Genomic DNA, 19,464 nt, shown 5'->3' with positions numbered 1-19,464 from the left:
CTTCAAAATTATGCAGGATTTGGGTGTTTGCAAATTAAAATAACTTATTTTGCCTTCAATTTTTAACCAGTCAAATTTACCATTTTTGCGCCGTAAAGCCCCGTTCTTCAGGTTGGGGATATAGCTTTTTTGACTTTTTCTCTTGCCCACTCTTCGTATTGGGAAGTTTGATTTTTAACTGGTTTTAAATTCATTTTGCTATGATATTCTGTTTAAGGTTTTTATTATTATACCTAATGAATGTTTAAATTGGGGTGTTCACGCAAAAACACATTGACTGCTTTAAATCCGTATGTGGCATTGTGGTGCGTTTAATTGCTGATATTTTAAACATTGTTGAGTGATTGTTTCATAAAAATCTTCCTTGCGTGTACAAATGTTCAGAATCAAATACTAGAAAAATCGCCAATCTGGAAATACAGATTGGCTTGGAGAGGTTTGTTCCTTAAACACTATACTAAATACCCAGATATGCACTCATAGTAAATAGGATTTAAGTAAGCATCTGAAAAGCAGTAGTAAATTTTATTTCTTCATTTTCATAAAACGGCAACCCAATCAATCTATAATGCGGTGTGTCCTGTTGCAATATGCGATCTTTGCCGTATTCATCAGTAATTGCTTGTAAGAAAGCTTCTTTCCATTGGTCTTTTTCTACTAAGTGATCACCTTTTGGCTCAATGAAAATTTGGTAATGCAGAAAATCTTGCATGCCGTTAGCGGTAGATTTTACTTTATCTTTTAACAGCAAAATAAAATCTGGCATAAATCCTTCGCCATCGGTGAAATTGCTTAGTTTCAGTACTTCTTCATTGCGTAATAAATGCACATCATATTTCGTTTGTAAATTTCCCATTCGGTGAGCAATAAAGGTAATTAGGTCTTCTTCCAACTTTGTGCCAGCAAAATGATCAAGAGCATACCACGAATGTTGTGTTACATTTGGCTTCACCTTGTCTTTATCCACCCATTTTTCTTTTGGCTGACCAAAAATCTCCCACAATTTTTTCGGGGTGAAAGCTTTGCTGCCGATAAATGGCGTATGGGTTTGTTGCAAGTGTTTTTCCACTGCTTCTAACGCTTTCAAACATGCGTTTAATTTATCGTCTGAGGAAATCTCACCATAGCCATCCAGCCCTAAAAATTCCACTTGCCAATCTTTGAGCAGAATCGTTTGCAATTCAGCACGGCTGATAATGCCTAATTTTGTTTGCAAGCGCTCGAAATGGAACAAAGAATTACTATTTTTGCTTTTAATATGAATTGCTTTGGCGAAAATATGCTGTTCAATTTCTCCTAAAGTTAAAATTTCTGTGCGGTTTTCTTCTATGCCCAATTGCTGCACTTGTTCGGTGGTTTCATCGGCAGTGAAATGTGTTTCTTGCAGCACTTTGCTGTTATGCACTATGATTTTTAACACTGGCTTTAAGTCTTGCAAACTTGCCGCATTATTTGCCTTCGCATTCGGGTTAGGTACTTTTTTATTCGCCCAAATCAGCAAATTTCTAAAACTGTCATTCTCGGCAAGTTCAGGCTTAAGTGCAAATTTTAGTTTCACTTTGTTGTTACTAGTTTCAGATAGATAGCCATCTTTGCGTAATTCGTCTTTCAGCTCGGAAATATAGCGAGATTGCTCATCAAAGGTGTAATAAAACAATTCTTCTAAAATTTTCAGCTCGTGTTCAACACCCTCAAATTTTCGTTTATTCGGTAATTTGCCTTCAAAAGCAAAGGGATAATAACGCACACCACGCCCAATCAGTTGCTTTTCAGAAACAGTTGTGGCGGCAGTTTTGCCTGATCGTTTATTTGAGCCACCACCATTTTGCCCTTCATACAATCTCACAATGTCGAACAAATTCAGCACGTCCCAACCTTCGGTTAGGCGATCTACTGTGAAAATAGCTCGCACAGGGTTATCTGCTGCTTCCAAGTTATTCAGCAGTTTTTCAGTTTCCACATCGGTTTTTTCTTTCTTGGTTTTGTTGGTTTGTGAGTTGGTGATAATCACATTATGCGGCTGATAATTTTCCTGCACCCATTTTGCCAAGTGAGCGTGGCTTAGTCCTTGTGCCTGCATAAAACGCAAAGCCTGTTCAGTGCGTGTTTTACCTTGCTGATTGGCGTTTTCCGCATCATTCAACTGGCTGGAAAGTACAGTCAAAAAAGTAAAATCTTCGGCATTTGCCTGCTCCGTCCATTGTAAAAATTGCTCATAATCAGCACGAGATTCATCAATAGTTTTACTGCGAAATAGCATAACTGGCTTGAAGTTAGCAATGCCATATTTTAAGGCAAGTTGATGGCGATACCACGCAAATAGCAAGGCATGTAGCACACGTTCTTTTTTCGGCAATTGCGATGAAACAAGGTTAATGTCCTTGGTGTAGCCCGCTTGCAAAAATGCTTTCAACGGGAATTTAGTAATGATTTTATCGGCATATTTTCTCGCCACGTCTTCACTTTCAGGCAAGGTAGCGGTAAATTCCAGCAACACATTTTCACTTGGCTTACCATTTTTGCGTAACAGCAAATCTAGTACCAAATGTTCCCAGCCTTTGCGTTCGATTTCATCATCGCTCGCCTTGCCATTCAATTCCGTGCTTAAATCCAACGGCATTTGTTTTTTACTTTTGGTCTGTGAGTTTAAATGATGGGCTTCATCGCCTAACATCACGAGTTTCAACTGATGTAAATCTGCCAAAGTGGTTTGATTTTCTCGTTCAATATGTACATCATTATACAGCTTTTGAATGCTAGTAAATTTAATTTCAATGCCATTTGGATTCGGACTAAACGTCTCCACTTTTTTTATGGGAATCACATTATCACCCAGCAAAATTTTTGGCTGAAATAAATATTTATAATGCAAGCTGTCGATAAAATTGTTTTCGGTTTTATCCACAATATTATTTTGATTCACAAAAAATAGAAAATGACGATAGCCTTTTTCAAAATAATAAAGTATCAGTGCAGCCATCATCATTGTTTTGCCTGCTCCAGTTGCCATATTAAATAGCAAATGGGTTGGTTTATTTTTTAATTCTGGAAAATCTTTAAAGTTTTTGGTTCGTTCAAAAATCAGAAAATTTTCCAATGCCGATTTTTGCCAATCAAAAAACGGATATTTTAGGTTTTGGTTGACAAATTTAGGAATAGTTAATTTCTCTTCATCGCCGTCGTCTAAATAGATCTCCTTACGGCGTTCAATAATATCAAATAACGTCTTTTCCATTATTTCATTCCGTAAAATTCTAATGTTAAATCTTTATCTTCTTGATTTAATCCACACTCAAATTGGCTATCATTCATATCAGACACATTTATATAAAGTTGATTTAAATCCAACATTTCCAACATCATCTGCTTTTGTTCATCTAACGTTAAGGCTAAAAATTCGGGTTCTTGGCAAATTTCATTGGCAAATTTTTGCACGTTGACGTTATATTTTAAGAAATATTTGTCACACAATTCGGTAAACAAGCGGTCTAATTCCACCCAATTATCGCAAGCCAAAATGGCGGCTTTCGCCTGTGCATTCCACTCACCTAATTCGCAATAGACAAATTCGCCACCACCTTGCCAGTTTATCTCTTTAGAAATACCACCTTGCTCGCCGTCAATCACTTTTTTTAACCGCTCCACTGCAAGGGTTTCCACATAATCCATCTGTTCGATGCCAATATATTGTCGCCCCATTTTATGCGCCACAGCAGCGGTTGTCCCTGATCCGAGGTGGTAGTCAAGGACGATGTCAGATTCGTTTGTAGCTGTATTGATTAAATACGAAATTAGACTTTCAGGCTTTGGATATTTAAAAAGATCTTTTTGAAATAACTCAAATAGTTCTTTTTTGGCATCTTCATTTGTCCCTACACCACATTCTATTTTACTAATGAAATTAGATGGCTTTTTATTGCGCTCTCCTTCTCGAATATAACGAATAGCAAATTTTTCAGATTTAATAATAAAAGTTGTATTATTTTCAATTTCCTTTGTTATTGTGCTTTGTGTCCATTTGAAATTACCTGATAATTTGAAAGGAGTACTATTCCAACCATTACAAACAACTAACTCACTTTCCAGCGTTGTTTTATCTTTTTTAGCAGGATAATAAATTCCGTCAGGAATTTTAAATTGTACAGAAAAAGCAGGAAACTCTAAGGTATTTAAAGCATTACTTTCGTTTAATAAAGGCATATCTCCACCTTCAACTATACCCCCAAATAGTCCTTCAAATGTATTTTTACGATAACATAAAACATACTCTAATTTTTTTCTGACATTTTTGGATAATGATGGTGGAGTAGCTGTTTTCATCCACATAAAATAAGCAATGAAGTTTTCTTTTGTAAAAATATCGTCCATTAACAATTTAAGATGTGCTAATCCATCATCATCAATTGATACAAATATAACACCATCATCTGTTAATAATTCTTTTGCAATCTCTAATCTATTTTTCATAAATGTTAGCCAAGTAGATAACTTAAAATTAGAGTTATAAGCAAAACTATCTTCCGCCTTAGTTTTTCTAAAATAATACGGTGGATCAATATAAATCAATTTTACTTTGCCCCGAAATTGCGTGGCGAGAGAATGCAGGGCAATAAGATTATTGCCTTTAATAATGAGATTTTCAGTAGGTGTGCCGTCAGTGCGACGTTTGATTTGTGTAACGGCACTTTTACCGTCTTTAGTGTAGCGAGAAAAATGAGTAAGAGCCTTGGGATCAAATAAACGGTCTATTTCATCAAATGCTAATACTTGATTGAAAAAAATTTCTTGACGTTTCGTTATTTGTTTAGTGTACAATTGAGCTGAGCTGAGCTGAGCGTCCTTATTGCGTTCAAAATACACTTCTTTACTTTCTTCTGAACTTTGCCCCCCTTTTAACACGCAGTCTTTAAATGGAAAATCTAGCACAATATCACTACTATCTTTCAAAAAACGGTTACCGTCAGTTAAACCAATACGGTTTTTGTATTTGGTGTAAGAATGACTAACTTTGTTTTGCGATAGAAAGAATTGGAAATCGGCTTTTTTGAAAACAAATACCCCAGCCACTTCTACAAAAAAACGGCGTTTTAGTTCAGCATCATTCAACAATGCAGTCATTATATCAGGATCGTATTTTTCTAATTTATCTAGCAATAAATTATGTGCTAATTCCATTTTATCATCATTAACCCAAATACCATCGCAAGGATACAAAGAATTTTTCAGGGTGGAAAGAAGTTTATTTTGTTTTTTGTTCATAATAAAATACTCTAAATTTATTCAGTTGAAATCGCTTTGAATGCTACCTTCATTGCATTTTGCACAATTCCGGGCATTAAACGATAGTAAGTAATCAGTTGGTTTTCTTCGTCTGAAAATGCATCTTTTGGTACGCCTTTAAATATTTCTCCTTCCCATGAAATCAACCAGTTTAGATCGACATTAAAGGTTTGACTAATTTTAGAAAGAGCTTCTAAGTTTGGTTCTCGCTCACCACGCACATAGTTGTACATTGAACGATAAGGAATATCGCATTGTTCTGCAAAATCTTTGATATTGAGCTGTTTCAACTCAATTAGTTGATTAAGGCGCTTTGAAATGTTCAATTGAATAACTCCACTTGATTTTATTTGTTCAATATGGTAACATTTTCTTAGATTGGTTACTCAATAAGGTAACTTGTTGGAGTTGTTATTCTATCTGATTATCACCTAATAGCAAAGATGTATATTGTATGGCTCAACACTTCCTCCTTTCCGCCAAAGCTCGCACGCTTTCGCCTATCAAGATAGCTCGTCTATCGGATAGCGAGGCCCACGCTCGGCTTATGGAAGCACGTTGGAACAGTACAATCGAACAAATTTGCCCTCGCTGTGGTATTAAACATCAAGCCTATTTTATCTCCACTCGTAAACAATGGCGATGCAAACATTGTAAACATACATTCAGTATTACATCGGATACTATTTTTGCCAATCATAAGTTACCTATTCAAACTTACTTATTTGCCATTGCCCTATTTGTTAACGCAGTAAAAGGCATTTCCGCCTGCCAACTTTCAAGGGATTTATGCGTACAATATAAAACCGCTTATGTATTAGCCCATAAAATTCGTGAAAGCCTAATCGTTCAACGTGAACTTTTCCCCTTATCAGGCGAAGTGCATATTGACGGTACTTATGTGCATTCAGCTCCTCGCCCTAAGAACAAAAAAGCTGACCGAGTAGATAGACGACGTAAAGAGCATGCTAATCCAAATAAACGAACGGTATTAGTGATGCGTGAACGTTATTCAGCAGAAGAAACCACTCAAAACTTAGATTTAGTGGGTGCAAAGAAAACATTTACTTTCCCCATTTTATCTGAAAATACGATAACGGTAAATAAACTTGCAGAGACGTATATTCAACCCAATAGTCGCATTCACGCAGATGAAAATAGTGCTTATGATGAACTGCTTGTCTCCTACGATTTAAGACGAGTAAACCATCAAAAAGAGTACCGCAGTGATGAAGGTATTACAAATAACCTTGCTGAAAGCTACTTTGCACGCTTTAAACGTATGTATTATGGACAGATTCATAAAATGGCAAACGTCTATTTAGATAATTACGCCAATGAAATTGCCTATCGGGAAGATAACCGCCGTGTTGATAACCTTTCCCTATTTAAAGACGTTATTGAAAAATGTTTAACGACATCTTCTGATAATGACTGGAAAGGCTACTGGCAAGGGCATCATAGACAAGTAGAAAGGTTGGTAATGTAATGGCTGATTCAATTTATAAAACGCAAATTAAGCAGAAAATTGCGCAGTTTGAACGAGAAAAAGAACAAGTTTTGGCTCACCTTGATTTAGTTGAACGCCGTATTCTTTTATTGCAACAGGCTTTAGTTGCAATGGATGTAAAACCTAACGATATTCAACAATACGATACAGAACACTACCAATATCGTGTGTATCGCAAACAATTTAATGGGAAAATCACACAACTTATTCAACGAGTAATGAAATCTGAACCTGAACGTTATTGGCGAGTTTTAGAACTTGCCGAAGCGGTACTTATTATAGATAAACAACCTAATACCCCTGTATCTAAATATCATCTAAATAATATTGGTAATGCCATGACCCGCTTAGTTAATAAAGGTATTGTAGAGCGTATTGTCGTGAAAAAACACAAGATTATTCAATGGAAGTGGAAACAAAAATAGCGGCAAACACCGCTATTTTTTTACATACCAATCTCTTTCAACCGCCACCGAATTACCTTCACTGACGGCTTTTCTCGCAACTCCTGCCGTTCAACAATCCCTTTCTCTTTCAATCGTCTTAGTGCGTGTGAAAATGCAGTTACAATTGAATGATGATAAGATTTATGCTCTGTTTTCCCTTCAATTTCAAACGCCTTCCACATCATCTCATTTGCCGACATCCATTGATTAGGGTAATGTTTAAAGACTTTTGCAATAAACTCACTGGAACGACGTGAGTAGAGTGAAATATCTACTGGGCGATTCGATACCTTTTCCCGTTTTTGTTTTATTACTTGCTTCATTGGGGTAGAAAAGGGTTCAGCTCGCAATGCAACTAACGCTTGTCGCAAAGTTGCTTGATACTCTTTAGCTTGCTTAATACATTCTTCAAAGTGCATGATTTGATGATTAAGCTCCATAATCTTCTGTTGAATAATGGTTTCGCCACTGATTCTCGCCATAAATAAAAAATCCTTGTGATGTGAAAATATTCACAAGGATTGTAGTAGAATTGAGTTAATTGGTCTTTGTGCAACTGCTACATAATACCGATTCTGTTTTTCCCAATTCATTATCCACTGTATAGTTCCCAGCTTATTTCTAATTGTGTTTACTGCGGATTGATTACGTAGTTCCACAGTTACCCATAAGGTTGAATAAAAATCAGGAATACCAGTTTTAACATTAACCAATATAGGAAAACGTTCTCCATTTGAAAAAAGGACTGTTTCTAATCTATACATATTTATTTAATTTACAAAAATATTATATATAAATACTATCAAATTAAAGATGTTGTGTCAAAATTAATGTAAAAAAAGAGAACCCTTTTAAAATAAAGGGTTCTCTATATTTATATGGGTTTTATTTTACAGTTTTAAATTATATGTAACTCAAAACGGAATATCGTCGTCGATGTCTTCTACCGGTGCTGCCGGTGCAACAGGGGCGCGGCGGGCGGGGGCGGCCGGCGGTGCGCTGGGCGCTTCTTGCTGGTAAGACGGTGTGTTTTGATGGTTTTGTTGCGGTGCAGACTGGTAGTTCTGCTGCGAATATCCGTCATCATAAGGCGCGCCGCCACCGCTATTGTTGCGGCTGCCGAGCATTTTCATTTCGCTGGCGATAATATCGTAAGCAGTACGCTCAACGCCGTCTTTTCCGACATATTTACGGCTTTGGATACGCCCTTCGAGATAAACGGAGCTACCCTTTTTCAAATATTGCCCTGCAATTTCGGCAAGACGGCGGTACATGGTAATGTTGTGCCATTCGGTACGCTCCTGACGCTGGCCGTTTCGATCGTTCCACGTTTCGCTGGTGGCGATACTGAAATTGCAGACGGCCTCTCCGTTGGGCATATAACGTACTTCGGGGTCGCGGCCCAAGTTGCCGATAAGGATAACTTTGTTTAATGATGACATTGTTTATACTCCTGAAATGATTTTTTCGGCTGCGGCTCGGTCGAAGCCTTTCTGCAACGCTTTGATGTAAACAGTTGTTTTGTCCTGACTGAATGTTATGCTTTCAATACCGGCCACTTCTGTCAGAGCGCGGTAGAGCGAATCGGTTTCTTGCTGCCATGTTTCACCAATCCGATAGCTGATGTTTTTTACCGGTTTCGGCGCAGGGGCGGCGGCGGCAATGGCCAGCCACAGCAGCATCAATACGCTGCAAAAGGCAAAAACGCCGCTGAAACCGTAATATTGGAACAAAATCCCCCCGCTCGCTCCTCCGGCAAACAGTCCGACAGACTGCATGGTGTTATACACGCCCATTGCCGTACCTTTCAAATCGGACGGTGCGATTTTGGATACCATGGAAGGCAGGCTGGCTTCCAATACGTTGAAACCGATAAAATATACGATTAAGCAGACGGCAATTACCCATATGGAATGTAAGCCGAACAGCAAGCCGATTTGCGCGGCGGCAATGCAGACGATGCCCAGCAGGAACACCTGTTTCAATTTGTTGCGCGTTTCACCGATAATAATCAGCGGAACCATCGCCACCAAGCCAATGATTGTTGAGGGCAGATAAACTTTCCAATGTTGGAGTTTTTCCAAACCCAAATCCGACATGGCAAACGGCAGGGCGGTAAACAATGCCATCTGCGCCGCATGCAGCGCGAAAATACCGAAATCCAAACTCAACAGTTGCCTGTTTTTCAATACTTCGCCAAAGCGCGAAGGTTGCGCCTGAGCATCTTCATGCAGCTTGGACTCCTCTGCATCGGGTGTCAGCCACGCCACCACGCCGATACTGGCCAGCGTCAACACACCGGTCAAGACAAACAAACCCGATACGCCTATCCATTCCGCCATCACCGGAGCGGCAACCAAGCTGACTGAAAAAGTCAGGCCGATGCTCAAACCAATCATCGACATGGCGCGCGTCCGCACTTCGTTGCGCGTCAAATCCGCCAGCAGCGCAGTTACTGCCGCACTCACCGCCCCTGCACCCTGAATGGCGCGGGCAGCCACCAAGGCGGGCAAAGAGTCTGAAACCGCAGCCATAAAACTGCCTGCCGCAAACACCAGCAGTCCCAAATAAATAACTTTTTTACGCCCGAATTTATCCGAGGCCATGCCCAACGGCAGTTGGCACACGGCTTGTGTCAACCCGTAAATACCCATTGCCATACCGACTAAGGCTTTATTGTCTTCCGCTCCGGGCAATGTGGCGGCATACAGTGCCAAAACCGGCAAAACCAAAAACATACCCAGCATACGCAGCGCATACACGCCGGATAAAGTAGTGCTGGCACGCCATTCGTGCGGAAACATCTGTGTGCGGGTATCTTTTGCCATTTTCTCAGTATATTCAATAATCTCAGACGGCATAACCGCTATTTCCATACCGGTATGCCGTCTGAAAACAATCATGGGTAAACAAGCGGATTATACAGTATTCAGACGGCTTTGCATTAAGCCTCAATCGCTGCCGTCTTTCCCTCCGCTTGCACAACCGCAACATTTTCAAGCGCCGCCACACAAACAAAATCTCTTTATACCCTGCCGGCAAAAGGTGCTGTTTTGCCCGACAGGCACATCATTGCCGTCTGTAAAACAGCCGCACAAAACATCATTCTAATCCCACAACCACCGCTTGCGCCACGCCGCCAACACCGCATCGGGATACTTATTGCTGCCCAAGCTCCCGTTGAAGCGTGCCAGCGCACGCGCCGTATTACCTTTTTCCACATTATGATAATGCCGCAAAATCGTACAGCCATAGCGCAAATTGGTACGAATATCGAAAAGATTGTGCGACGGTTTGCCGATGTAATCTTTCCAAAACGGCATAACCTGCATCAATCCGCGCGCACCGGCACGGCTGACCGCATATTGCCGAAATGCGCTTTCCACTTCAATCAGCCCCAATACCAACTGCGTATCCAAACCTGCACGGCTGCTTTCATACTGGATATTCACCAGCAAACGGCGGCGTTGCGCCTCATCGGGTACATATACTGCCAAACGCTCCGACATCGCGGCAAGCCAACGCTTTCCCTCTCGGGCATTGGCAAACACCAGCCTTGCCGGATTAACATTATCAATCGAATGGCGCATTAAAGAAGCAACATCGTCCGACAGCGTTTCTTCGCGCTGCGTTCCCGCCCAAAGCAAGACAGGATAAGCAAACAATGTGCCTCCGACCAACAACAAACGCCGTCGTTCGGGCAAAAATGGAGAATCCGATCTATTCATTGGTATGTTTTGCACAACAAAGAAGTTCAAACACCATCCGATCGGTTATCTACACAGGCAAAAGCAAGCGCGACAATCATTTTTTGAACAAGCAAATATCCAAAACAGCCGGCAGTTATCCTTGGGTTAACCGATATTCCCCATCCAAACCAAACGGTTTGCCGTGCATTACCTTCCTTTTCCGTATTGCAGATACATTTTCAGACGGCATGAACCATTTCAATGCCGTCTGAAAAAATACGCTATCGGACACAGCCGATTCGAAACATCAATTATCCCGACCGGCAATACCTGCCGCACAGGAACAAATTGACGCCCGGTTTAAAATACTTGGCTCAAGTATTTATTCGGGTTAACCCGTTTCGAGCCGTCCAACACTTCAAAATGCAGATGCGGACCGGTACTGCGGCCGGTACTGCCTACGTAAGCGATAAGCTGTCCGCGCTGTACTTTTTGACCGGCTTTAACCACATATTTGCTGGCGTGTCCGTATAAAGTAGAGAAACGTTCGTTGTGCTTGATGACAACGGTTTTACCATATGCGCCCTTCCAGCCGGCCGTTTCCACCACGCCGCTTTCAGCCGCATAAATCGGCGTACCGCTCGGCGCGGCATAATCGATGCCGGTATGCAAACGGACTTTTTTCAACACAGGGTGATTGCGGTAGCCGTAATCCGAGCTTTTGCGTGCCCCGGAAACAGGAACCATAAAATTACCCACCACTTCGGCGTGATTGGAAGGCTTGGCAATAACAGGCTGCGGCAAACGCAAAATCTGTTGTTGCACAAAATCGTCCATCGAAGCCATCTGCTGCGGCGTTTTTACGGCAACAGGACGAGCCACCGGACGGACGGTTTTGGTTTTAACCAAATTGGCCAATTCATCGTCATCATACTGTGCAGCCGCTTTCATCAGACCGCGGCTTTCCAGTAAAGAACCCATTTCATCAGCATGGGCAGGCACGGCAGCTCCGAGCAATACGGTTGGCAGAATCAGGGATTTATTGAGTCGGGCATGGAATTTCAAAAGTTGCTCCTAAATCTTATCCGCTTAGGCGACAGTATCGCAAGTGGTTATTTTAATTGAATATTTAAATTTTATATCGCAGCATTATAAGCGAAATATCCGTAAAGTGCGATTTTTTACCCGAATTTCTTAACGGCGGCATCCTCATGCCGTCTGAAAATTACCACATTATTTCCGATAAGTTCATCAAACGTTTTGAGCCAAATCAACAGCAGCAGCGGTTTTCGTACCGTTTTCCGTTTCCGCTAAGCGCTCTGCAAACACCCGTACCTCAAACAAGCAGGTTTCCCAATACGGACTTTCCGCAACCTGAAAACTGATGACAGTCTGTGGCACACAAGGTAACATTACAATTTATTTCCATCTGAATCACCGGTATTTTGTTATGACAGTACCCCAAGCCCCCTTGCTCGCTTCCGTCGATTTAGGCTCCAACAGCTTCCGCCTGCAAATCTACGCCAACAACAACGGACAGCTTAAAGTCATTGATTCGTTTAAACAAATGGTCCGCTTTGCTGCCGGCTTGGACGAACAGAAAATGCTCAGCGAAGAATCGCAGACGCGCGCACTCGACTGTCTCGCCAAATTCGGGGAACGTCTGCGCGGTTTTTCTCCCGAGCAGGTTCGCGTTGTTGCAACCAACACCTCCCGCGTTGCCAAAAACATCAACCAGTTTATCCCCAAAGCAGAGGCCGCATTAGGCTTTCCGATTGAAGTGATTGCCGGCCGCGAAGAAGCCCGTCTGATTTATACCGGTGTAGTACATACCCTGCCGCCCAACGGCGATAAAATGCTGGTCATCGACATCGGCGGCGGCTCGACAGAATTTGTAATCGGCGCGGATTTGAAACCCATGCAGGCCGAAAGTCTCGCCCTCGGCTGTGTAACATACAGTCTGCGCTTTTTCCGCGACAAAATCACCGCCAAAGATTTCCAAGCCGCCATTTCCGCCGCCCGCAACGAAATCCAGCGCATCAGCAAAATGATGAAACGGACAGGTTGGGATTTCGCCATCGGCACATCCGGCTCGGCAAAATCCATACGTGACGTACTGGCCGCCGAATATACACCCTCCGCCGACATCACTTACGAAGGCATGAAAAAACTGGCTGCGCGGATTGTATCGGCAGGAACAGTAAAAAAAGCCAAATTCAACAATCTGAAACCGGAGCGCATCGAAGTATTTGCCGGCGGACTGGCCGTTATGATGGCCGCATTTGAAGAACTCGGCATTGAAAAAATGAGCGTTACCGAAGCCGCCCTGCGCGACGGTGTGTTTTACGACTTAATCGGCAGACAGCTCAACGAAGATATGCGCGAACAAACCACTGCCGAATTTCAAAAACGCTACCACGTCAGCCTCAACCAAGCCACCCGCGTTGCCGAAACCGCACAAAAATTCATGGAAAGCCTGTGTCTGGCGCGTAATGTACCGGTACAGGATTTGGCCACTTGGCAGCAATTCATCAGTTGGGCAGGCCGTCTGCACGAAATCGGTACAGACATCGCCCACACCGGCTATCATAAACATTCTGCCTACATCTTGGAAAACGCCGATATGCCCGGCTTTTCCCGCAAAGAACAAAGCATGGTATCGCAGCTTGTCTTGGGACACCGTGGCGACGTAAAAAAAATGACCGATATAGTCGGCAGCAACGAAATGCAGTGGTATGCCATTTTATCCCTGCGCCTTGCCGCCCTTTTCTGCCGTGCGCGCACCCGTCTGGAGCTGCCCGCGCTGATGCAACTCCGTTCCGATCAGGCAGGCAACGGCTTTACCCTGAGAATCGACAGCAAATGGCTGGAGGCGCACCCGCTGATTGCCGATGCACTCGCCTACGAAAGCAGCCAATGGCAGAAAACGGATATTCCGTTTACCGTTCAAACACTGTAAACACCTAAACAGACAAAAAGGCCGTCTGCAAAACACCCCCTCATCACCTTGTTAATTTGATAAGGGTATTTTGCAGACGGCCTTTAGCGTTTCCGCCCTCCTCAACTTCTCCGACAACAGGTTTATCCTGCACCTATACCATCAAAACCAAGCATCAATCTCAATATCATGCGGCAATGCGTTCTCATTCCGGCAATCTCATTCTGTTTGAAACCAGATAAAACAGCAAGCCGCAGACAATACACTCCATGCCATACAGTCATGATATATCATGCCTTTTCCCTGTTTCCAACCGCTCTATTGCCGCTGCCGATGATGCACTCCTCACCATATAACCATTTTCTCTTTGATTAAAACCAAGCATTCTTTCCTTTTTTCAGACGGCATTGCTACAGTAGCACCATTCTGAAAAGTTCCGAAGTATGCCCATGTTTCTGCTCAAAACCCCCAGCGTATTGCCCGGCTTCAAAATCAGCCTCGGCCTGACCGTATTGTGCCTGTCGCTTTTAGTGGTGCTGCCCTTTGCGATGATGGTGGCCAAAGCGGGCGAAATCGGCTGGAGCCTGTTTTGGCAGACGATTGCCGAGCCTAACGTATTGGCGGCGGTGTGGTTGAGTTTGAAGATGTCGTTTTACGCCATGCTGACCAATATCGTGTTCGGCACACTGGTAGCATGGGTTTTGGTGCGCTACGAGTTTCCGGGCAAAGGCTTGGCAAACGCGCTGGTCGATTTGCCGTTTGCGCTGCCGACGGCGGTTACCGGTATCGCGCTGGCAACACTCTACGCGCCCAACGGCTGGATAGGCAGCCTGTTTGAGCCGTTCGGCATCAAAATCGCCTTTACACCCATCGGTATTTGGATTGCGCTGGTGGTGGTCAGCCTGCCTTTTATTGTGCGGGCGGTGCAGCCGGTTTTGGAGGAGCTTTCCGGCGAATATGAGGAGGCCGCCGCTACTTTGGGCGCGAACCGCTTCACCACCTTCCGCCGCGTGCTGCTGCCGGAAATCACACCCGCCCTGCTGATCGGCTCCGGCATGATGTTTGCCCGTGCAACCGGCGAATACGGTTCGGTGATTTTCATTGCCGGCAATATTCCCATGGTTTCCGAAATCCTACCGCTGATTATCACCGGCAAACTGGAGCAGTTTGACGTTCAGGGCGCGTCCGCCGTGGCTTTGTTTATGCTGATGATTTCGTTTGCCATTTTGTTTGCGCTCAATATCGCGCAATGGGCGTTGAGCAAACGGGCTGGGGCAAAAGCCTAGGCCGTCTGCAAAAATCCGATTCTTCATGAAGCGCGGACGGTTCTCCCGCAACCTGGCCGCAGCTTTACCGTTAAACCCCTTACAAGCAGGCTCAAATGATGCGCCGGGGTACATCCTGTATGATACGGCACTCAGGCCGTCTGAAATTTAAAAAACACACAAGAACCGACTATGAAAACCCATTCCGCCAACCCCAACCTGACCGAACCGCGCTGGCTGCGTATCACGCTGACCGCCGCGGCACTCCTCTTTCTGATTGTGATGCTGGTGATTCCGCTGGTAGCGGTGTTTTACGAAGCCTTGAAAGGCGGCTGGGATTTATATGTCCAATCGCTGACCGACCCGGAGGCATGGTCGGCGGTTAAATTAACGCTGATTACCGCTGCGGTTGTGGTGCCGGTCAATGCCGTGTTGGGCGTGGCGATGGCCTGGCTGCTGACCCGCTTTGATTTTCGCGGCAAGCAGCTTTTGACCACCCTGCTCGACCTGCCGTTTTCCGTGTCGCCCGTAGTAGCCGGTTTGATGTTTGTACTGCTGTTTGGTGCGCATACCGCGCTGGGCGGCTGGCTGGAAGCGCAGGGCATTCAGATTATTTTTGCCATTCCGGGCATTATTTTGGCCACGCTGTTTGTCACCTTCCCCTTTGTCGCGCGCGAACTGATTCCGCTGATGCAGGCGCAGGGCGACAGCGAAGAACAGGCCGCGCTGATTCTCGGTGCGGGCGGCTGGCAGATGTTTTGGCGCGTTACCCTGCCCAACATCAAATGGGCGTTGCTCTACGGCGTGATTCTGACCAATGCCCGCGCAATGGGAGAGTTTGGCGCGGTGAGCGTGGTGTCCGGCCATATCCGCGGCGAAACCAACACCATTCCGCTCTTGGTCGAAATCTTCTACAACGAATACAACTTTACCGGCGCATTTGCCTTATCGGGCGTGTTGGCTCTGCTCGCCCTCGCCACCTTAGCCCTGCAAAACACCATCACCAAAATCCAAGAGAAAAAACTCGCCGCCGCCCAAAGGAGTGCCGCATGAGCATCACCATTGAAAACCTGAACAAACATTTCGGCAACTTCCACGCGCTGAAAAACATCAACCTCAATGTCCCCACCGGCAAGCTGGTGTCCCTGCTGGGCCCTTCGGGCTGCGGCAAAACCACGCTTTTGCGCATCATCGCCGGTTTGGAAAATGCAGACGGCGGCAAGATTCTGTTTGACGGTCAAGACGTAACCGGCAAGCATGTACGCGACCGCAAAGTCGGCTTCGTGTTCCAACACTACGCCCTCTTCCGCCACATGAATGTTTTCGACAACATCGCCTTCGGCCTGACCGTCCTCCCCCGCTCCGAACGCCCTGCCAAAGAAAAAATCCGTGCCAAAGTGGAAGAGCTTCTAAAGCTGGTGCAGCTTCCGCATCTGGCCAAAGCCTATCCGCACCAGCTTTCAGGCGGCCAACGCCAGCGCATCGCCCTCGCCCGCGCTTTGGCGGTCGAACCAAAACTGCTGCTGCTCGACGAACCTTTCGGCGCACTCGATGCCAAAGTACGCAAAGAGCTGCGTACTTGGCTGCGCGACATCCACCACAATCTGGGCGTAACCAGCATCTTGGTTACCCACGACCAAGAAGAAGCCTTGGAAGTATCCGATGAAATCGTAGTGATGAACCACGGCAAAATCGAGCAGACGGGCAGTGCCGAAGCCATCTACCGCAAACCGGAAAACGCGTTTGTTACCGAATTTCTCGGCGAAACCGATGCCTTCGAAGGCCGCATCGAAAAAGGCGCGTGGCATTACCAAGGCTTCGTCTGGCCGCTCGACCGCCAATACAAATGGCAGGATCAAACCGCCGTCGGTTATGTGCGTCCGCACGAATGGCAGGTAGTCGGCGGCGGCGAACCCGCCCTCCTGACCGCCGAGGTTGAAAAAATCCATGCCGTCGGCGCGCTGACGCACGTTACCGTCAAACACGGCAAACAAGACGTGCACATCACTCTGGCCGGCAGCGATGCCGCCCGCTTGGATTTGGCCGCCGGCAAAACGCTGGCTCTGTCGCCCAAGCAGGTTTATGTGTTTGCACAAAACGAATTGATTGAATTTTCGATTTGATTTACCCGCCTCAGGCCGTCTGCAAAAACACAAGAAGCATACCCCTTATTCTTCTTTTTACGCCTGCACAGCTTATGCCAAATTCATGCAAATCCCTGTAAGCAAATCCGCCGCAAACTTTGACATAAGTAAAAGCAAGTTTAACCGCTTGTCGTTTGCAGACGGCATTGGCTATGATGGCGGCACATTCACCATCAAGAGAGCTTTATTTATGGCTAAAACCAAAACATTAATGCTGACCGGTATTCTGGCTCTGTTTGCCAACGGCACACTGGCGGCCGATTTGCCCGCCGAAATCTACCAACCCGCCCAAGCACAAACCATTAAAGCAGAAAAGCAAAACGACAACGAGTTTGAATACAAGGCCGAACTGCCTGCACGCAGCATTTCCGTATCTGCTTTAGCCGAAAAAGTTACCGCCCATGCCCAAAAACAAGGATTCCTTTCGGCCAAATCCGAAATCAAGCGCGATGAAGCCGATTTGGAATTTAAACGCGGCAGACAGAAACTCGACATTTCCATCGACCTCGAAGCTAACGGCAAAATCGAATACCAAGCCGATCTGGATTGGGAAGACGACAACTAATCTCCCCAAACAATCCGAGCGCCAAACAAAGGCCGTCTGATTTTGCAGACGGCCTTAAACTTGTTTTTTTATAGTCGAATAAAATAAGAATGAGACAAGGCAGTGAAGCCGCAGACAGTACACATAGTACGGCAAGGCAAAGCAACGCTGTATCATTCTTATTTTAAATGACTATAAATAATGCGCTACTTTCGAAGAGTCTTGTTCTCTGTAAGTGGTGGTCTTTTTTTACGTGTGATACCCAGCTTTTTGAGTGCATAAAAAACAGCTTGGGCTGTGCAGTCAAACACTTGGGCGATTTCATGTAAATGGGCATCAGGATTCTGACCGACATATTGTTTGAGTTTTTCTGTATCCAGCTTGGCAGCATTTTGTCCTTTCACTTGATGTTTCAGGCTGCCTGTTTGCTTTTCCAGTTGTATCCAAAGATAGAGTGTATTTCTTGATATGCCGTAGGCCTTGGCTGTTTGGCTGGCGTTATTACACTGCTTGTAACAGTTCAATGCTTTTTCCCGCAAATCTATTGAATATGCCATTTTTTACTCAAAATAAATCAAAATTGTACTATTTTATTTTTAAATTACTATAGCTGCCACCCAACTTTGGTAACACATATTTTCGCCATCTTGATCAGGCCGCGGCCGGTAAGAGTGGACAGAGAAAAAACCGTACCACACCGGCAACAGCCTGTTTCCAACCAAAAGCCGGCCACAGCATAGCGCGGCGAGCATAACAATCAGATTGAAAACAATCGCTGTCCCTGTTTCTTAATCCGCAGCAATTCTCCATTCTGGTATTGCAGACGGCTGCAATCCGACCGACACCACCGTTTCAATTTAGCTTGGGAAAACCGCAGCACAACCGCGCCCGTCAAACCAACGGCAAACAGTATGCCGCAGCAAGCGTTTACCCGTTAAGGCTTCCAATTTAAGAAGTTCCGCAACAGCAACAGCCCGCCGTCGTGGCTTTTTTCGGTGTGAAATTGGGTGGCAAAAACATTGTCTTTGCCGACAATGCAGGCAAACTCTTGCGGGTATTCGCTTGTGCCCAACACAATATCGGCATTGTCCGGCGCAAAATAATAGCTGTGCACAAAATAAAAACGCGAACCTTGTGCAATATCTTGAAACAGCGGGTGGGCTTGGGTTTGGCATACGGTATTCCAACCCATATGCGGCACTTTCAATTTTTCGCCGTTTGCATCATGCAGGCCGTCTGCAAAACGCTTGACCTCGCCGGCAAACCAGCCCAAACCGGCGGTATTGCCCTCTTCGCTGTGGTCAAACAATAATTGCGCGCCCACGCAAATGCCGAAAAACGGTTTGTTTTTCAAGCCGTCCGCAACTGCCTCGCCCAAGCCGCTGCTTTGCAAGGCAGCCATGCAGTCGGGCATTGCGCCCTGCCCGGGGAAAACAATCTTATCGGCGGCAAATACCGCTTCGGGGCGGTCGGTCAGGTAAATATCCGCCTGCGTACCGGCAAGTTTCTGCGCTGCCTGTACCGATTTCAAAACGGAATGCAGGTTGCCCATGCCGTAATCGACCACAGCAATTTTCATCATATTTTATTCTCCCAAACGGTATTCATCGCGGCCCTGTCCTATTCGGCCATGCCGTCTGTATATTCC

16 protein-coding genes and 1 pseudogene are annotated in these 19,464 nt (G+C 44.9%); 7 read left to right on the top strand and 10 right to left on the bottom strand.

The window, feature by feature from the left end; all coding sequences use genetic code 11:
* Window positions 1-493: 493 nt before the first annotated feature.
* Genes EL111_RS04305 through EL111_RS04295 form a run of 3 tightly spaced genes read right to left on the bottom strand, consistent with a single transcriptional unit; the run spans window position 494 to window position 5,606 of the window.
* Window positions 494-3,235: a DEAD/DEAH box helicase family protein gene (locus EL111_RS04305; RefSeq protein WP_066077274.1), complete on the bottom strand. Its 2,742-nt coding sequence runs from the start codon at window positions 3,233-3,235 to the stop codon at window positions 494-496.
* Window positions 3,235-5,259, bottom strand: coding sequence for a DNA methyltransferase (locus EL111_RS04300; RefSeq protein WP_123794868.1), 2,025 nt, complete (start codon window positions 5,257-5,259; stop codon window positions 3,235-3,237). The genes EL111_RS04305 and EL111_RS04300 overlap by 1 nt, the downstream gene beginning before the upstream one ends.
* Window positions 5,260-5,276: 17 nt before the next feature.
* Entirely contained in the window at window positions 5,277-5,606 is a 330-nt protein-coding gene (locus EL111_RS04295; protein WP_082790405.1) for a helix-turn-helix domain-containing protein, read from the bottom strand.
* Window positions 5,607-5,734: 128 nt separating this feature from the next.
* Here EL111_RS04295 and EL111_RS04290 point away from each other — a divergent pair, with 128 nt between their 5' ends.
* Both EL111_RS04290 and EL111_RS04285 read left to right on the top strand, forming a co-directional pair.
* On the top strand, window positions 5,735-6,769 hold the full coding sequence (locus EL111_RS04290; RefSeq protein ID WP_123794869.1) for an IS1595 family transposase: 1,035 nt from the start codon (window positions 5,735-5,737) through the stop codon (window positions 6,767-6,769).
* Window positions 6,769-7,215 (top strand): hypothetical protein, encoded by a 447-nt coding sequence (locus EL111_RS04285; RefSeq protein WP_100289400.1) that lies wholly within the window; start codon window positions 6,769-6,771, stop codon window positions 7,213-7,215. The genes EL111_RS04290 and EL111_RS04285 overlap by 1 nt, the downstream gene beginning before the upstream one ends.
* Before the next feature lie 20 nt (window positions 7,216-7,235).
* On the opposite strand, the gene EL111_RS10620 is transcribed toward EL111_RS04285, so the two are convergent.
* From EL111_RS10620 to EL111_RS04255, 5 genes are all read right to left on the bottom strand, one after another.
* Window positions 7,236-7,718 (bottom strand): hypothetical protein, encoded by a 483-nt coding sequence (locus EL111_RS10620; protein WP_197717772.1) that lies wholly within the window; start codon window positions 7,716-7,718, stop codon window positions 7,236-7,238.
* Window positions 7,719-8,150: 432 nt separating this feature from the next.
* Window positions 8,151-8,678: a single-stranded DNA-binding protein gene (locus EL111_RS04270; RefSeq protein ID WP_123794870.1), complete on the bottom strand. Its 528-nt coding sequence runs from the start codon at window positions 8,676-8,678 to the stop codon at window positions 8,151-8,153.
* A gap of 3 nt (window positions 8,679-8,681) precedes the next feature.
* Complete coding sequence (locus EL111_RS04265) at window positions 8,682-10,064, bottom strand: MFS transporter (protein ID WP_123794951.1); 1,383 nt, start codon at window positions 10,062-10,064, stop codon at window positions 8,682-8,684.
* Between the two features lie 279 nt (window positions 10,065-10,343).
* On the bottom strand, window positions 10,344-10,964 hold the full coding sequence (locus EL111_RS04260; protein ID WP_123794871.1) for a lytic transglycosylase domain-containing protein: 621 nt from the start codon (window positions 10,962-10,964) through the stop codon (window positions 10,344-10,346).
* A 321-nt stretch (window positions 10,965-11,285) separates the two neighbouring features.
* Window positions 11,286-11,990: a M23 family metallopeptidase gene (locus tag EL111_RS04255; RefSeq protein ID WP_231998415.1), complete on the bottom strand. Its 705-nt coding sequence runs from the start codon at window positions 11,988-11,990 to the stop codon at window positions 11,286-11,288.
* A gap of 385 nt (window positions 11,991-12,375) precedes the next feature.
* Between EL111_RS04255 and ppx the strand changes: the two genes are divergently transcribed.
* From ppx to EL111_RS10700, 5 genes are all read left to right on the top strand, one after another.
* Window positions 12,376-13,884 carry an exopolyphosphatase gene (gene ppx, locus EL111_RS04250; protein ID WP_123794872.1) on the top strand — a complete coding sequence of 503 codons (1,509 nt, stop codon included), beginning with the start codon at window positions 12,376-12,378 and terminating at the stop codon, window positions 13,882-13,884.
* A gap of 428 nt (window positions 13,885-14,312) precedes the next feature.
* A complete protein-coding gene (gene cysT / locus EL111_RS04245) occupies window positions 14,313-15,149 on the top strand; it encodes a sulfate ABC transporter permease subunit CysT (RefSeq protein ID WP_123794873.1) in 837 nt (278 codons plus the stop codon).
* 171 nt (window positions 15,150-15,320) lie between these two features.
* A complete protein-coding gene (cysW, locus tag EL111_RS04240; RefSeq protein WP_123794874.1) occupies window positions 15,321-16,181 on the top strand; it encodes a sulfate ABC transporter permease subunit CysW in 861 nt (286 codons plus the stop codon).
* On the top strand, window positions 16,178-17,251 hold the full coding sequence (locus EL111_RS04235) for a sulfate/molybdate ABC transporter ATP-binding protein (protein ID WP_123794875.1): 1,074 nt from the start codon (window positions 16,178-16,180) through the stop codon (window positions 17,249-17,251). The genes cysW and EL111_RS04235 overlap by 4 nt, the downstream gene beginning before the upstream one ends.
* Complete coding sequence (locus EL111_RS10700) at window positions 17,235-17,837, top strand: hypothetical protein (protein WP_231998413.1); 603 nt, start codon at window positions 17,235-17,237, stop codon at window positions 17,835-17,837. Before EL111_RS04235 ends, EL111_RS10700 begins: the two co-directional genes overlap by 17 nt.
* Window positions 17,838-18,018: 181 nt before the next feature.
* On the opposite strand, the pseudogene EL111_RS04225 reads toward EL111_RS10700, so the two are convergent.
* Window positions 18,019-18,373 (bottom strand): annotated as a pseudogene (locus EL111_RS04225) (IS630 transposase-related protein); the annotation flags it as partial.
* 377 nt (window positions 18,374-18,750) lie between these two features.
* Window positions 18,751-19,395 carry an imidazole glycerol phosphate synthase subunit HisH gene (hisH, locus tag EL111_RS04220; protein ID WP_123794954.1) on the bottom strand — a complete coding sequence of 215 codons (645 nt, stop codon included), beginning with the start codon at window positions 19,393-19,395 and terminating at the stop codon, window positions 18,751-18,753.
* Window positions 19,396-19,464 lie beyond the last annotated feature (69 nt).

The sequence above is a fragment of the Neisseria animalis genome (assembly GCF_900636515.1).
Lineage (GTDB): Bacteria > Pseudomonadota > Gammaproteobacteria > Burkholderiales > Neisseriaceae > Neisseria > Neisseria animalis.
This window is presented reverse-complemented; position numbering and strand designations above follow the sequence as displayed.

Excerpts from the sequence above, each read along its gene's own strand:
- EL111_RS04305 (WP_066077274.1), bottom strand. The coding sequence starts at position 3,235 with ATGGAAAAGACGTTATTTGATATTATTGAACGCCGTAAGGAGATCTAT.
- EL111_RS04300 (WP_123794868.1), bottom strand. The coding sequence starts at position 5,259 with ATGAACAAAAAACAAAATAAACTTCTTTCCACCCTGAAAAATTCTTTG.
- EL111_RS04290 (WP_123794869.1), top strand. The coding sequence starts at position 5,735 with ATGGCTCAACACTTCCTCCTTTCCGCCAAAGCTCGCACGCTTTCGCCT.
- EL111_RS04285 (WP_100289400.1), top strand. The coding sequence starts at position 6,769 with ATGGCTGATTCAATTTATAAAACGCAAATTAAGCAGAAAATTGCGCAG.
- EL111_RS10620 (WP_197717772.1), bottom strand. The coding sequence starts at position 7,718 with ATGGCGAGAATCAGTGGCGAAACCATTATTCAACAGAAGATTATGGAG.
- EL111_RS04270 (WP_123794870.1), bottom strand. The coding sequence starts at position 8,678 with ATGTCATCATTAAACAAAGTTATCCTTATCGGCAACTTGGGCCGCGAC.
- EL111_RS04265 (WP_123794951.1), bottom strand. The coding sequence starts at position 10,064 with ATGGCAAAAGATACCCGCACACAGATGTTTCCGCACGAATGGCGTGCC.
- EL111_RS04260 (WP_123794871.1), bottom strand. The coding sequence starts at position 10,964 with ATGAATAGATCGGATTCTCCATTTTTGCCCGAACGACGGCGTTTGTTG.
- ppx (WP_123794872.1), top strand. The coding sequence starts at position 12,376 with ATGACAGTACCCCAAGCCCCCTTGCTCGCTTCCGTCGATTTAGGCTCC.
- cysT (WP_123794873.1), top strand. The coding sequence starts at position 14,313 with ATGTTTCTGCTCAAAACCCCCAGCGTATTGCCCGGCTTCAAAATCAGC.
- cysW (WP_123794874.1), top strand. The coding sequence starts at position 15,321 with ATGAAAACCCATTCCGCCAACCCCAACCTGACCGAACCGCGCTGGCTG.
- EL111_RS04235 (WP_123794875.1), top strand. The coding sequence starts at position 16,178 with ATGAGCATCACCATTGAAAACCTGAACAAACATTTCGGCAACTTCCAC.
- hisH (WP_123794954.1), bottom strand. The coding sequence starts at position 19,395 with ATGAAAATTGCTGTGGTCGATTACGGCATGGGCAACCTGCATTCCGTT.